Origin of the sequence: Escherichia sp. MOD1-EC7011, assembly GCF_002965005.1 — a bacterium.
Taxonomy (GTDB): Bacteria; Pseudomonadota; Gammaproteobacteria; order Enterobacterales; family Enterobacteriaceae; genus Escherichia; species Escherichia ruysiae.
Genome location: NZ_PTRD01000015.1, coordinates 19721 through 32901, shown reverse-complemented (window position 1 = coordinate 32901; position 13181 = coordinate 19721). Strand labels below are relative to the sequence as shown.

Below are 13181 nucleotides of genomic sequence, written 5' to 3'. Positions count from 1 at the left end.
ATGACCTTAAAAGAATTGTTAGTAGGTTTCGGCACCCAGGTTCGTAGTATCTGGATGATCGGCCTGCACGCGTTCGCCAAACGCGAAACGCGAATGTACCCGGAAGAGCCGGTCTATCTGCCGCCCCGTTATCGTGGTCGTATCGTTCTGACCCGCGACCCGGACGGCGAAGAGCGTTGCGTAGCCTGTAACCTCTGCGCGGTAGCCTGCCCGGTCGGCTGTATCTCGCTGCAAAAAGCAGAAACCAAAGACGGTCGCTGGTATCCGGAATTTTTCCGCATCAACTTCTCACGCTGCATTTTCTGTGGCCTGTGCGAAGAAGCCTGTCCGACCACGGCGATTCAGTTAACCCCGGATTTCGAAATGGGGGAATACAAGCGCCAGGATCTGGTTTACGAGAAAGAGGATCTGCTGATCTCCGGTCCGGGCAAATACCCGGAATATAACTTCTACCGGATGGCAGGTATGGCAATCGACGGCAAAGATAAGGGCGAAGCAGAGAACGAAGCCAAGCCTATCGACGTCAAGAGCCTGTTACCGTAAGGAGAGGGGCAATGGAGTTCGCTTTTTATATCTGTGGCCTGATAGCCATACTTGCGACCTTGCGAGTGATCACCCATACCAATCCGGTACACGCACTGCTGTACCTGATTATTTCGCTGCTGGCGATTTCCGGGGTGTTCTTCTCACTGGGCGCTTATTTCGCTGGTGCGCTGGAAATTATTGTCTACGCGGGTGCCATTATGGTGCTGTTCGTGTTCGTGGTGATGATGCTCAACCTGGGCGGTTCAGAAATCGAACAGGAACGCCAGTGGCTGAAACCGCAGGTGTGGATTGGTCCGGCAATTTTGTCGGCCATCATGCTGGTGGTGATTGTTTACGCCATTCTCGGTGTTAACGATCAGGGTATCGACGGTACGCCAATCAGTGCTAAAGCAGTGGGTATTACGCTGTTCGGGCCTTACGTACTGGCGGTGGAACTGGCTTCTATGCTGCTGCTGGCTGGTCTGGTTGTGGCCTTCCACGTCGGTCGTGAAGAGCGTGCGGGTGAAGTGCTGAGCAATCGTAAAGACGACAGCGCGAAAAGAAAAACGGAGGAGCACGCATGATCCCCTTACAACATGGACTGATCCTCGCGGCAATCTTATTCGTTCTTGGCTTAACCGGTCTGGTTATCCGTCGCAATCTGCTGTTTATGCTGATTGGTCTGGAAATCATGATTAACGCCTCCGCGCTGGCCTTTGTGGTCGCCGGTAGCTACTGGGGCCAGACCGACGGTCAGGTGATGTACATTCTCGCCATCAGCCTCGCGGCGGCAGAAGCGAGTATCGGCCTTGCGCTGCTGCTGCAACTTCACCGTCGTCGCCAGAACCTGAACATCGATTCAGTAAGTGAGATGCGCGGATGAACATGCTTGCCTTAACCATTATTTTGCCATTGATTGGCTTCGTCCTGCTGGCGTTCTCCCGTGGACGCTGGTCTGAAAACGTCTCTGCGATCGTGGGCGTTGGCTCAGTGGGCCTGGCGGCGCTGGTAACTGCCTTTATCGGCGTCGATTTCTTCGCTAACGGCGAGCAGGCATACAGCCAGCCGCTGTGGACGTGGATGTCGGTAGGCGACTTTAACATCGGTTTTAACCTGGTACTGGACGGCCTGTCGCTGACCATGCTCTCGGTGGTCACTGGTGTGGGTTTCCTTATTCACATGTACGCCTCCTGGTATATGCGCGGTGAAGAAGGCTACTCTCGCTTCTTCGCTTACACCAACCTGTTCATCGCCAGCATGGTGGTTCTGGTTCTCGCCGACAACCTGCTGCTGATGTACCTCGGCTGGGAAGGCGTGGGTCTGTGCTCCTATCTGCTGATCGGTTTCTATTACACCGATCCGAAGAATGGCGCAGCGGCAATGAAAGCGTTCGTCGTGACCCGTGTGGGTGACGTGTTCCTCGCTTTCGCGCTGTTCATTCTTTACAACGAACTGGGCACCCTGAACTTCCGCGAAATGGTGGAACTGGCACCAGCGCACTTTGCTGACGGCAATAACATGCTGATGTGGGCGACGCTGATGCTGCTGGGCGGTGCGGTCGGTAAATCTGCGCAGTTGCCGTTGCAGACATGGCTTGCCGACGCGATGGCTGGCCCGACGCCAGTCTCCGCGCTGATCCACGCCGCAACGATGGTAACAGCCGGTGTCTACCTGATCGCTCGTACCCACGGCCTGTTCCTGATGACCCCGGAAATCCTGCATCTGGTGGGTATTGTCGGGGCGGTTACGCTGCTGCTGGCAGGCTTTGCTGCACTGGTACAAACTGACATCAAACGTGTTCTCGCTTACTCCACCATGAGCCAGATTGGTTACATGTTCCTCGCGCTTGGCGTACAGGCATGGGATGCGGCGATTTTCCACTTGATGACCCACGCGTTCTTTAAAGCGTTGCTGTTCCTGGCATCCGGTTCCGTCATTCTGGCCTGCCATCACGAACAGAACATCTTCAAGATGGGCGGTCTGCGTAAATCTATTCCACTGGTTTATCTCTGCTTCCTGGTGGGCGGCGCGGCACTGTCGGCACTGCCGCTGGTCACTGCGGGCTTCTTCAGTAAGGATGAGATCCTCGCGGGTGCGATGGCGAATGGTCATATCAATCTGATGGTGGCAGGTCTGGTCGGTGCGTTTATGACCTCGCTTTACACCTTCCGTATGATTTTCATCGTCTTCCACGGAAAAGAACAAATTCACGCTCACGCCGTGAAAGGGGTAACTCACAGCCTGCCGCTGATTGTGCTGCTGATCCTTTCCACCTTCGTTGGCGCACTGATTGTACCGCCGCTGCAGGGCGTGCTTCCGCAAACGACGGAACTGGCGCACGGCAGTATGTTGACCCTGGAAATTACCTCTGGCGTGGTTGCGGTCGTCGGCATTCTGCTGGCTGCCTGGCTGTGGCTGGGTAAACGTACTCTGGTGACCTCCATCGCCAACAGTGCGCCGGGTCGCCTGCTGGGAACCTGGTGGTACAACGCCTGGGGCTTTGACTGGCTGTACGACAAAGTGTTCGTCAAGCCGTTCCTGGGTATTGCCTGGTTGCTGAAACGCGATCCGCTGAACTCAATGATGAACATCCCGGCTGTCCTTTCCCGCTTTGCAGGTAAAGGCCTGCTGTTAAGCGAGAACGGCTACCTACGCTGGTATGTGGCATCCATGAGCATCGGTGCGGTCGTGGTGCTGGCACTGTTGATGGTACTGCGTTGAGTTGTTGGCTGAGTGAATATACCCGGCGTTGCGCCGGGTCTGTGAACTAAGAATAAATTTTAGGTAACTGTTCCTGAAGTACAGGCGTCATCGGCGAAGTCAGACCGGATACCGCCAGCGCACAGCAACCGGAGCGTACTTAAGTACGTGAGGATTGCGAGCACTGCCGGGATTCGGGCTGGCGAGTGAGATAGCCTGAGCAGGAGTAAATATAAGGGACATACTTAGCTATGTTATTACCCTGGTTAATACTAATCCCCTTTATCGGCGGCTTCCTGTGCTGGCAGACCGAACGCTTTGGCGTCAAGGTGCCGCGCTGGATCGCGCTGATCACCATGGGATTGACGCTGGCGCTGTCGCTGCAACTGTGGTTGCAGGGCGGTTATTCACTGACGCAATCCGCCGGAATTCCACAGTGGCAGTCTGAATTCGACATGCCGTGGATCCCGCGTTTTGGAATCTCTATCCATCTCGCCATTGATGGTCTGTCGCTGCTGATGGTCGTCCTGACTGGTTTGCTCGGCGTGCTGGCGGTACTTTGCTCGTGGAATGAGATCGAAAAATATCAGGGCTTCTTCCACCTCAACCTGATGTGGATCCTGGGCGGCGTTATCGGCGTGTTCCTTGCCATCGACATGTTCCTGTTCTTCTTCTTCTGGGAAATGATGCTGGTGCCGATGTACTTCCTGATCGCACTGTGGGGGCATAAAGCCTCTGACGGTAAAACGCGTATCACGGCGGCAACCAAGTTCTTCATTTACACCCAGGCGAGTGGTCTGGTGATGTTGATCGCCATCCTGGCGCTGGTTTTTGTTCACTACGATGCGACTGGCGTCTGGACCTTCAACTATGAAGAGTTGCTGAATACGCCAATGTCCAGCGGTGTGGAATATCTGCTGATGCTGGGCTTCTTCATCGCCTTTGCGGTGAAAATGCCGGTGGTTCCACTGCACGGCTGGCTGCCGGATGCGCACTCCCAGGCACCGACTGCCGGTTCCGTTGACCTCGCGGGGATCTTGCTGAAAACCGCCGCTTACGGTCTGCTGCGTTTCTCCCTGCCGCTGTTCCCGAACGCGTCGGCAGAGTTCGCGCCAATCGCTATGTGGCTGGGTGTTATCGGCATCTTCTACGGTGCGTGGATGGCCTTCGCTCAGACCGATATCAAACGTCTGATCGCCTACACCTCGGTTTCCCACATGGGCTTCGTGCTGATTGCTATCTACACCGGCAGCCAGTTGGCCTACCAGGGCGCGGTAATTCAGATGATTGCGCACGGCTTGTCGGCGGCGGGTCTGTTTATTCTCTGCGGTCAGCTCTATGAACGTATCCATACCCGCGACATGCGCATGATGGGCGGTCTGTGGAGCAAGATGAAATGGCTGCCAGCACTGTCGCTGTTCTTTGCGGTGGCAACGCTTGGGATGCCAGGCACCGGTAACTTCGTCGGCGAATTTATGATTCTGTTCGGCAGCTTCCAGGTTGTGCCGGTGATTACCGTTATCTCTACCTTTGGGCTGGTCTTTGCATCTGTTTATTCGCTGGCGATGTTGCATCGCGCTTACTTCGGTAAAGCGAAAAGCCAGATTGCCAGCCAGGAACTGCCAGGGATGTCGCTGCGTGAGCTGTTTATGATCCTGTTGCTGGTGGTGCTGCTGGTACTGCTGGGCTTCTATCCGCAGCCGATTCTGGATACCTCGCACTCCGCGATTGGCAATATCCAGCAGTGGTTTGTTAATTCCGTTACTACTACAAGGCCGTAAATCGCCATGACAATAACTCCACAAAACCTGATCGCACTGCTACCGTTGCTGATCGTCGGCTTGACGGTGGTGGTTGTGATGCTCTCCATTGCGTGGCGACGCAATCATTTCCTCAACGCTACGCTCTCGGTTATTGGGCTTAACGCGGCGCTGGTTTCGCTCTGGTTTGTCGGCCAGGCTGGCGCTATGGACGTTACGCCGCTGATGCGCGTTGATGGTTTCGCCATGCTTTATACCGGGCTGGTATTGTTGGCGAGCCTCGCCACCTGTACTTTCGCCTACCCGTGGCTTGAAGGCTATAACGACAACAAGGATGAGTTCTACCTGTTGGTGTTAATTGCCGCGCTGGGCGGGATCCTGCTGGCGAATGCCAACCATCTGGCGTCTCTGTTCCTCGGTATTGAACTGATCTCTTTGCCGCTGTTTGGCCTGGTCGGTTACGCTTTCCGTCAGAAACGTTCGCTGGAAGCCAGTATCAAATACACCATCCTTTCTGCCGCAGCGTCTTCTTTCCTGCTGTTCGGTATGGCGCTGGTGTATGCGCAGTCTGGCGACCTGTCGTTTGTCGCGCTGGGTAAAAACCTCGGCGACGGTATGCTCAACGAGCCGCTGTTGCTGGCAGGTTTCGGCCTGATGATTGTTGGCCTCGGCTTCAAACTCTCTCTGGTGCCGTTCCACCTGTGGACGCCAGACGTATACCAGGGCGCGCCTGCGCCGGTTTCCACTTTCCTGGCGACGGCGAGTAAAATCGCTATCTTCGGTGTGGTGATGCGTCTGTTCCTTTACGCACCGGTGGGTGACAGCGAAGCGATTCGCGTGGTGCTGGCGATTATCGCCTTTGCCTCCATCATCTTCGGTAACCTGATGGCGCTGAGCCAGACCAACATCAAACGTCTGCTCGGTTACTCGTCTATCTCTCACCTCGGCTATCTGCTGGTGGCGCTGATTGCGCTGCAAACCGGCGAGATGTCGATGGAAGCGGTAGGGGTTTACCTGGCCGGTTATCTGTTCAGCAGCCTCGGTGCGTTCGGTGTGGTCAGCCTGATGTCCAGCCCGTACCGTGGCCCGGATGCTGATTCCCTGTTCTCTTACCGTGGTCTGTTCTGGCATCGCCCGATACTCGCGGCAGTGATGACGGTGATGATGCTGTCGCTGGCAGGTATTCCGATGACGCTGGGCTTTATCGGTAAGTTCTATGTGCTGGCTGTCGGTGTCCAGGCACACCTGTGGTGGCTGGTGGGCGCCGTGGTTGTCGGTTCGGCAATCGGCCTCTACTACTACCTGCGCGTGGCGGTGAGCCTGTACCTTCATGGTTCAGAACAGCCAAACCGTGATGCGCCGTCAGACTGGCAGTACACAGCAGGTGGTATCGTGGTGCTGATCTCTGCCCTGCTGGTTCTGGTGCTGGGTGTATGGCCGCAACCGCTGATTAGCATTGTGCGTTTGGCAATGCCGATGATGTGAGTCGTCAGTCAGTAAGCTGAGAAAGCCGCCGACATGTTCGGCGGTTTTTTTATGGTGCCCTGACACCATCACCCAACAATAACCGTCAGCGCATGATTCCCTTGCCGCAGCATACGTCGATACGCACTAATCAGTTTTTCCATATCAAGCATGATCGAAGCAAAGAGTTGCCCCTCTAACTCCTCTGAAAAGGTCACTCCCGGATAAATATCCATTTCATTGAGTCGCTTAATGGAAAACTGTTTACGCAGTTCATTTCGGTCGAGTGCCTCCAGTCGGTCAATAGTGGCGGCTAACTCCTGATTCCAGGTCAATCCCAGGAAACCATCGATTCCATCTTCGAGACTATGTTCACCGAGCACCGCACGACTCAGCGGATCATTCTTCGCTGGATCAAAAGCAGAGGTGCCCGTCAGGCCAAAATGTAAAAAGTCCCAGCGTTTATCAATATCCAGTCGCCTTGAGCCTGAAATCGTTTCATGAATATCGACCATTAAAGATTTCTCATTAGACTCAATCAATTTGTTGGCCTTTTCTGAGTTAATTTCCGCAAAATACGCAATCATTCCCATCTTATTTCTCCCGTCAGATTTCCTTTTGCGCATCTTAAAACAGACGGGGGGAAATAAAATATACAAGCTGCTTTTTCTGGAGCCGCCTCGAGAAAATTTTATTATTTACTGTTGTACAACAAGGTTATAACACCATCCACCACCTGCGCCATTTTCTGATAGTTCAGTCTGTCTGCGGTATCACCGGGCAGGTGATATTGTTTATTACGATAAAAAGCGGTGTCTGTAATCATGACGGCGGGGATATCTTGCTGCCAGTAATTAAGATGGTCAGAGAAATCGACACCGGGAATAAAACCAGGACATAGGCGAGTCTGTTATTTATCACTATTAATGATAAATAACATGCTCAAATATATTGTTGACTTGATAGATTTATATAAAAGTAGCCTGAGTCATTGGCTGATGAAACAGGGCGATTTTGCCCTGTTATCAATTAATTAAAAATTATACGTGAAACACCGCGAAATCGCTCGCCAGTTCTGTTGCCGGGAAAATTGCCCGGCACTCGCGTAATAAATGCTGACAGCCTTTATCATCATAGCGTGAGCTGACGTGAGTAATGATCAATTTGCCGACACCCGCCTCACGAGCCAGAGTCGCCGCCTGACGGCTTGAACTGTGCCCACGGCTGTTGGCTTTGGCTTCCATCTCCATATCCAGCGTTGTTTCGTGAACCATTATGTCGACACCTTTAGCAAGATCTATTGCGGCATCGCAAGGGCCGGTATCACCGAAAATGGCGATTGATTTACCCGGTGTAGGCGCGGATAAGTAATCAGCGCCGTTAATCTGCCGACCGTCTTCCAGCGTGACTGTTTTGCCTTTTTTCAAATCCTGGAACAGCGGACCAGGTTGTACGCCGGCATCTTTTAACGCCTGGGCATTCAGCGCGCCTGGTTTATCATGTTCTTCAATACGATAGCCGTAACACTCCAGTGGATGTTCCATTGGATATGCCGTTACCTTGCGCAGGCCATCATCAACTATTTCTCCTGCTGTAATTTCAACAATTTCCAGCGGATAATCGGTCCATGAGCCGCTAATGCGTAACGCTGTCTCAACAAATTCACGGATACCTTTCGGACCATAAATTGTTAATGGTTGCACAATGCCTGACATGGAACGACTGCATAGCAATCCGGGCAAGCCAAAAAGGTGATCGCCATGAAGATGGCTTATAAAAATCCTGTCCAGTTTTCCTGGGTTAAATGCCGTGTTCAACATCTGGTGTTGTGTACCTTCACCACAATCAAATAACCAAAGCCCGGCTTGCGTCGGATGTTGCAGATTAAGCAATATTGCCGTGACATTACGTGTCCGGGTCGGAACACCTGCCGAAGTGCCTAAAAAAATTAATTCCATGAGTTCATCACGCTGCTGAAAATATTCCGGCTAGTATAAAGCAAACAGCACAAAGGAGCCTTCCATGATCGACTGGCAAGATCTGCATCATTCTGATTTATCCGTTTCTCAGCTTTATGCCTTATTACAACTGCGTTGTGCGGTATTTGTAGTGGAACAAAACTGTCCTTACCAGGATATCGATGGCGACGATCTGGTGGGAGAAAATCGCCACATTCTCGGTTGGCATAACGGGACACTGGTGGCGTATGCGAGGATTCTGAAAAGTGACGACGAACTGCAACCCGTTGTGATTGGTCGGGTGATTGTCAGCGAAGCCTTACGCGGCGAAAAAATTGGTCAGCAATTGATGAGTAAGGCGCTGGAATCGTGTACTCGCCACTGGCCGGAGAAGCCGATTTATCTGGGGGCGCAGGCGCATTTACAAAACTTTTATGGGCAATTTGGTTTCATCCCTGTGACCGATATTTATGAGGAAGATGGTATTCCGCATATCGGGATGGCGCGCGAGGTTATTCAGGCGTAATCGATAACCGTTGTCTATAGTTAGTGGCAGGTTTTACGCAAATGGAGAACGAGAATGTCTAATCAGTTTGGTGATACACGTATCGATGACGACCTGACGTTGCTGAGTGAAACACTTGACGAGGTACTACGTTCCTCTGGCGATCCCGCCGATCAAAAATATGTTGAACTAAAGGCGCGTGCAGAAAAGGCGCTGGATGATGTGAAAAAAAGGGTAAGCCAGGCTTCTGACAGTTATTACTATCGGGCGAAGCAGGCAGTTTATCGCGCCGATGACTACGTCCACGAAAAACCCTGGCAGGGAATTGGCGTTGGCGCGGCTGTTGGACTGGTGTTAGGACTATTGCTGGCACGCCGTTAAAACCTCCCTACACTGGGGTACTGCATTTTTTCTGTAGTACCCCGTATAATGTGAGGCTTTTAACAGGGAGAGGTCCGCGTGCAATCACTTACTACGGCGCTGGGAAATCTACTGCGCCATTTGTCGCAAGAGATTCCGGCGACACCCGGCATTCGGGTTTTCGACATTCCTTTCCCTCTCAATGACGCTTTTGATGCCTTAAGCTGGCTGGCCAGTCAGCAAACGTATCCGCAATTTTACTGGCAACAACGTAATGGCGATGAAGAAGCTGCCGTGCTGGGCGCAATCATCCGCTTTACGTCGTTGGGGCAGGCGCAACGTTTTCTTCGTCAGTATCCGGAACACACCGACTTACGCATCTGGGGATTGAATGCGTTTGACCCGTCGCAGGGTAATCTACTTTTACCACGTCTGGAATGGCGACGCTGTGGCGGTAAAGCCACGCTACGGCTGACGCTATTCAGTGAAAATTCCCTTCAGCACGATGCAGTTAAGGCAAAAGAATTTATCGCCACACTGGCGAATATTAAACCTTTGCCCGCGTTACGTTTAACCACCACGAAAGAACAACACTGGCCGGACAAAACTGGCTGGACGCGATTAATCGAACTGGCAACGAAAACCATCGCCGAAGGTGAACTCGACAAAGTGGTTCTTGCCCGGGCGACTGACCTGCATTTCGCAAGTCCGGTCAATGCAGCGGCGATGATGGCTGCCAGCCGGCGGCTCAATCTGAACTGCTATCATTTTTACATGGCCTTTGATGGCGAAAATGCTTTTCTTGGCTCAACGCCTGAGCGGCTATGGCGGCGGCGAGACAAAGCTCTGCGTACCGAAGCCCTGGCGGGAACGGTAGCAAATCATTCTGATGATAAGCAGGCGCAGCAGTTGGGTGAGTGGCTGATGGCGGATGATAAAAACCAGCGCGAGAACATGCTGGTGGTGGAAGATATCTGCCAACGATTGCAGGCCGATACCCAGACGCTGGATGTGTTACCGCCGCAGGTACTGCGCCTGCGTAAAGTGCAGCATCTGCGCCGCTGTATCTGGACTTCACTCAACAAAGCGGATGATGTGATCTGTTTACATCAGTTACAGCCAACGGCAGCCGTTGCTGGCTTACCGCGCGATCTGGCGCGGCAGTTCATCGCCCGGCACGAACCGTTCACCCGTGAATGGTATGCCGGTTCTGCGGGTTATCTCTCATTACAACAAAGCGAATTCTGCGTTTCCCTGCGCTCGGCGAAAATCAGTGACAATGTGGTGCGATTATATGCCGGAGCAGGCATTGTCCGAGGCTCAGACCCCGAGCAGGAGTGGCAGGAAATCGACAACAAAGCGGCAGGGTTGCGAACATTATTACAAATGGAATAGTAATGAGTCGCATCATTACCGATTCATATCAATAATCTATTTTTGTAGCTCCTTATACTTAGCCGCAATATTGATACCGGACAAACTCATGTCAGTAAGCGCATTTAACCGACGCTGGGCGGCGGTCATTCTGGAAGCATTAACGCGTCATGGCGTCAGACACGTCTGCATTGCCCCTGGCTCTCGTTCTACGCCGTTAACGTTAGCGGCGGCGGAAAATTCTGCATTCATCCACCACACCCATTTTGATGAGCGTGGGCTGGGGCATCTGGCACTGGGGCTGGCGAAGGTCAGCAAACAGCCGGTGGCGGTGATAGTAACTTCCGGCACGGCGGTGGCAAATCTCTATCCGGCACTGATTGAAGCGGGGTTAACCGGAGAGAAACTGATCCTCTTAACCGCCGATCGCCCGCCAGAACTGATTGACTGCGGCGCGAATCAGGCGATTCGCCAGCCGGGAATGTTCGCCTCTCACCCCATGCATAGCATTTCACTACCGCGTCCGACCCAGGATATTCCCGCTCGCTGGCTGGTATCCACCATCGACCATGCTCTCGGTACTCTGCATACTGGCGGAGTCCATATCAACTGCCCGTTTGCTGAACCGTTGTATGGCGAGATGGACGACACCGGGCTTGGCTGGCAACAACGTCTGGGCGACTGGTGGCAGGACAATAAACCGTGGCTGCGTGAAGCGCCTCGTCTGGAAAGTGAAAAACAGCGCGACTGGTTCTTCTGGCGACAAAAGCGCGGCGTGGTCGTTGCGGGTCGCATGAGTGCGGAAGAGGGCAAAAAAGTCGCCCTGTGGGCGCAAACTCTTGGCTGGCCGCTGATTGGCGACGTGCTGTCGCAAACCGGGCAGCCGCTGCCGTGTGCCGATCTCTGGTTAGGCAATGCCAAAGCGATCAGCGAGTTACAGCAGGCGCAGATTGTGGTGCAACTGGGGAGCAGCCTGACCGGCAAACGGTTACTGCAATGGCAGGCAAGTTGTGAGCCGGAAGAGTACTGGATTGTTGATAATATCGAAGGGCGACTCGACCCGGCGCACCATCGTGGACGTCGGCTGATTGCTAATATCGCCGACTGGCTGGAACTGCATCCGGCAGAAAAACGCCAGCCCTGGTGCGTTGAAATCCCGCGTCTGGCTGAACAGGCAATGCAGGCGGTTGTGGCGCGCCGAGATGCATTTGGTGAAGCGCAACTGGCGCACCGCATCAGCGACTATCTGCCGGAACAGGGGCAACTGTTTGTCGGTAACAGCCTGGTGGTGCGTCTGATTGATGCGCTCTCGCAACTTCCGGCAGGTTATCCGGTTTACAGCAACCGTGGAGCCAGCGGTATTGACGGACTGCTCTCTACCGCAGCAGGTGTTCAGCGGGCGAGCGGTAAACCCACGCTGGCGATTGTTGGCGATCTTTCCGCACTTTACGACCTGAACGCACTGGCGTTACTGCGTCAGGTTTCCGCGCCGCTGGTATTAATTGTGGTAAACAACAACGGCGGGCAAATTTTCTCGCTGCTACCAACGCCGACAAGCGAGCGCGAGCGTTTCTATCTGATGCCGCAAAACGTCCATTTTGATCATGCTGCCGCGATGTTTGAGCTGAAATATCATCGCCCGCAAAACTGGCAGGAACTTGAAGCGGCGCTTGCCGACGCCTGGCGCACCCCGACCACCACCGTGATTGAGATGGTGGTTAACGACACCGATGGCGCACAGACCCTCCAGCAATTGCTGGCGCAGGTAAGCCATTTATGATCCTGCACGCGAAGGAAAAACACGGCAAGCCAGGTTTACCCTGGCTGGTTTTTCTGCACGGTTTTTCCGGTGATTGCCACGAATGGCAGGAAGTCGGCGAAGCGTTTGCCGACTACTCGCGGTTGTATGTTGATCTCCCAGGTCACGGCGGTTCGGCGGAAATTAGCGTCGATGGTTTTGATGATGTCACCGACTTACTGCGTAAAACCCTTGTTAGTTACAACATACTTAACTGCTGGCTGGTGGGGTACTCGCTCGGTGGACGCGTGGCGATGATGGCGGCTTGTCAGGGGATGCCGGGGCTGAGTGGGGTTGTTGTGGAAGGCGGTCATCCGGGGTTGCAAAATGCTGAACAACGCACGGAACGTCAGCGTTCCGATCACCGTTGGGCGCAGCGTTTTCGCACAGAACCATTAACGGCAGTATTTGCCGACTGGTATCAACAACCAGTTTTTGCCTCGCTTAACGACGAGCAGCGCCGGGAACTGGTGACGCTGCGTAGCAACAATAATGGCGCAACCCTTGCCGCCATGCTGGAAGCAACCTCATTGTCCGTCCAGCCTGATTTACGTGCTAACCTTAGCGCCCGCACATTTGCGTTTTATTATTTATGTGGTGAACGTGACAGCAAATTCCGCGCTCTGGCGGCGGAACTGGCTGCTGACTGCCATGTCATTCCTCGCGCCGGACATAACGCGCACCGGGAAAATCCCGCTGGCGTAATCGCAAGTCTGGCGCAGATCTTGCGTTTCTGA

General features: G+C 53.6%; 13 protein-coding genes and 1 pseudogene. 11 read left to right on the top strand and 3 right to left on the bottom strand.

The features are described from left to right. The 6 genes from nuoI to nuoN all read left to right on the top strand — a co-directional run bounded on the left by nuoI (window position 1) and on the right by nuoN (window position 6470). Window positions 1-543, top strand: coding sequence for an NADH-quinone oxidoreductase subunit NuoI (gene nuoI, locus A7098_RS07280; RefSeq protein WP_000172749.1), 543 nt, complete (start codon window positions 1-3; stop codon window positions 541-543). Window positions 544-554: 11 nt separating this feature from the next. After that, the gene (gene nuoJ / locus A7098_RS07275) at window positions 555-1109 is read left to right on the top strand and encodes an NADH-quinone oxidoreductase subunit J (RefSeq protein WP_000393511.1); all 555 of its coding nucleotides are present in this window, start codon (window positions 555-557) and stop codon (window positions 1107-1109) included. Further along, window positions 1106-1408 (top strand): NADH-quinone oxidoreductase subunit NuoK, encoded by a 303-nt coding sequence (nuoK, locus tag A7098_RS07270; RefSeq protein WP_000612644.1) that lies wholly within the window; start codon window positions 1106-1108, stop codon window positions 1406-1408. Before nuoJ ends, nuoK begins: the two co-directional genes overlap by 4 nt. Continuing rightward, a complete protein-coding gene (nuoL, locus tag A7098_RS07265) occupies window positions 1405-3246 on the top strand; it encodes an NADH-quinone oxidoreductase subunit L (protein WP_001056602.1) in 1842 nt (613 codons plus the stop codon). The genes nuoK and nuoL overlap by 4 nt, the downstream gene beginning before the upstream one ends. 230 nt (window positions 3247-3476) lie before the next feature. Further along, window positions 3477-5006: an NADH-quinone oxidoreductase subunit M gene (gene nuoM / locus A7098_RS07260; RefSeq protein WP_105280572.1), complete on the top strand. Its 1530-nt coding sequence runs from the start codon at window positions 3477-3479 to the stop codon at window positions 5004-5006. A 6-nt stretch (window positions 5007-5012) separates the two neighbouring features. Next, window positions 5013-6470: an NADH-quinone oxidoreductase subunit NuoN gene (gene nuoN, locus A7098_RS07255; protein WP_000156703.1), complete on the top strand. Its 1458-nt coding sequence runs from the start codon at window positions 5013-5015 to the stop codon at window positions 6468-6470. Between the two features lie 68 nt (window positions 6471-6538). On the opposite strand, the gene A7098_RS07250 is transcribed toward nuoN, so the two are convergent. From A7098_RS07250 to rbn, 3 genes and pseudogenes are all read right to left on the bottom strand, one after another. Continuing rightward, entirely contained in the window at window positions 6539-7042 is a 504-nt protein-coding gene (locus A7098_RS07250) for a YfbM family protein (RefSeq protein WP_032225778.1), read from the bottom strand. Window positions 7043-7143: 101 nt separating this feature from the next. Next, a pseudogene (locus A7098_RS07245) lies at window positions 7144-7344 on the bottom strand (M28 family peptidase); the annotation flags it as partial. A 145-nt stretch (window positions 7345-7489) separates the two neighbouring features. Continuing rightward, window positions 7490-8407, bottom strand: coding sequence for a ribonuclease BN (gene rbn / locus A7098_RS07240; RefSeq protein ID WP_105280571.1), 918 nt, complete (start codon window positions 8405-8407; stop codon window positions 7490-7492). Window positions 8408-8471: 64 nt separating this feature from the next. On the opposite strand from rbn, the gene A7098_RS07235 reads away from it, so the two are divergent. From A7098_RS07235 to menH, 5 genes are all read left to right on the top strand, one after another. Continuing rightward, window positions 8472-8933 carry a GNAT family N-acetyltransferase gene (locus A7098_RS07235; protein ID WP_000568146.1) on the top strand — a complete coding sequence of 154 codons (462 nt, stop codon included), beginning with the start codon at window positions 8472-8474 and terminating at the stop codon, window positions 8931-8933. 54 nt (window positions 8934-8987) lie between these two features. After that, on the top strand, window positions 8988-9293 hold the full coding sequence (gene elaB / locus A7098_RS07230; protein ID WP_000070617.1) for a stress response protein ElaB: 306 nt from the start codon (window positions 8988-8990) through the stop codon (window positions 9291-9293). A 78-nt stretch (window positions 9294-9371) separates the two neighbouring features. Then, on the top strand, window positions 9372-10667 hold the full coding sequence (menF, locus tag A7098_RS07225) for an isochorismate synthase MenF (RefSeq protein ID WP_001191450.1): 1296 nt from the start codon (window positions 9372-9374) through the stop codon (window positions 10665-10667). 88 nt (window positions 10668-10755) lie between these two features. Further along, window positions 10756-12426, top strand: coding sequence for a 2-succinyl-5-enolpyruvyl-6-hydroxy-3-cyclohexene-1-carboxylic-acid synthase (gene menD, locus A7098_RS07220; RefSeq protein WP_105280570.1), 1671 nt, complete (start codon window positions 10756-10758; stop codon window positions 12424-12426). After that, a complete protein-coding gene (gene menH / locus A7098_RS07215; RefSeq protein ID WP_032225771.1) occupies window positions 12423-13181 on the top strand; it encodes a 2-succinyl-6-hydroxy-2,4-cyclohexadiene-1-carboxylate synthase in 759 nt (252 codons plus the stop codon). Before menD ends, menH begins: the two co-directional genes overlap by 4 nt.

Coding starts and splice junctions, on each gene's coding strand:
- nuoI (WP_000172749.1), top strand. CDS start 1: ATGACCTTAAAAGAATTGTTAGTAGGTTTCGGCACCCAGGTTCGTAGT.
- nuoN (WP_000156703.1), top strand. CDS start 5,013: ATGACAATAACTCCACAAAACCTGATCGCACTGCTACCGTTGCTGATC.
- A7098_RS07250 (WP_032225778.1), bottom strand. CDS start 7,042: ATGGGAATGATTGCGTATTTTGCGGAAATTAACTCAGAAAAGGCCAAC.
- menH (WP_032225771.1), top strand. CDS start 12,423: ATGATCCTGCACGCGAAGGAAAAACACGGCAAGCCAGGTTTACCCTGG.
- nuoM (WP_105280572.1), top strand. CDS start 3,477: ATGTTATTACCCTGGTTAATACTAATCCCCTTTATCGGCGGCTTCCTG.
- elaB (WP_000070617.1), top strand. CDS start 8,988: ATGTCTAATCAGTTTGGTGATACACGTATCGATGACGACCTGACGTTG.
- nuoJ (WP_000393511.1), top strand. CDS start 555: ATGGAGTTCGCTTTTTATATCTGTGGCCTGATAGCCATACTTGCGACC.
- menD (WP_105280570.1), top strand. CDS start 10,756: ATGTCAGTAAGCGCATTTAACCGACGCTGGGCGGCGGTCATTCTGGAA.
- nuoK (WP_000612644.1), top strand. CDS start 1,106: ATGATCCCCTTACAACATGGACTGATCCTCGCGGCAATCTTATTCGTT.
- rbn (WP_105280571.1), bottom strand. CDS start 8,407: ATGGAATTAATTTTTTTAGGCACTTCGGCAGGTGTTCCGACCCGGACA.
- A7098_RS07235 (WP_000568146.1), top strand. CDS start 8,472: ATGATCGACTGGCAAGATCTGCATCATTCTGATTTATCCGTTTCTCAG.
- nuoL (WP_001056602.1), top strand. CDS start 1,405: ATGAACATGCTTGCCTTAACCATTATTTTGCCATTGATTGGCTTCGTC.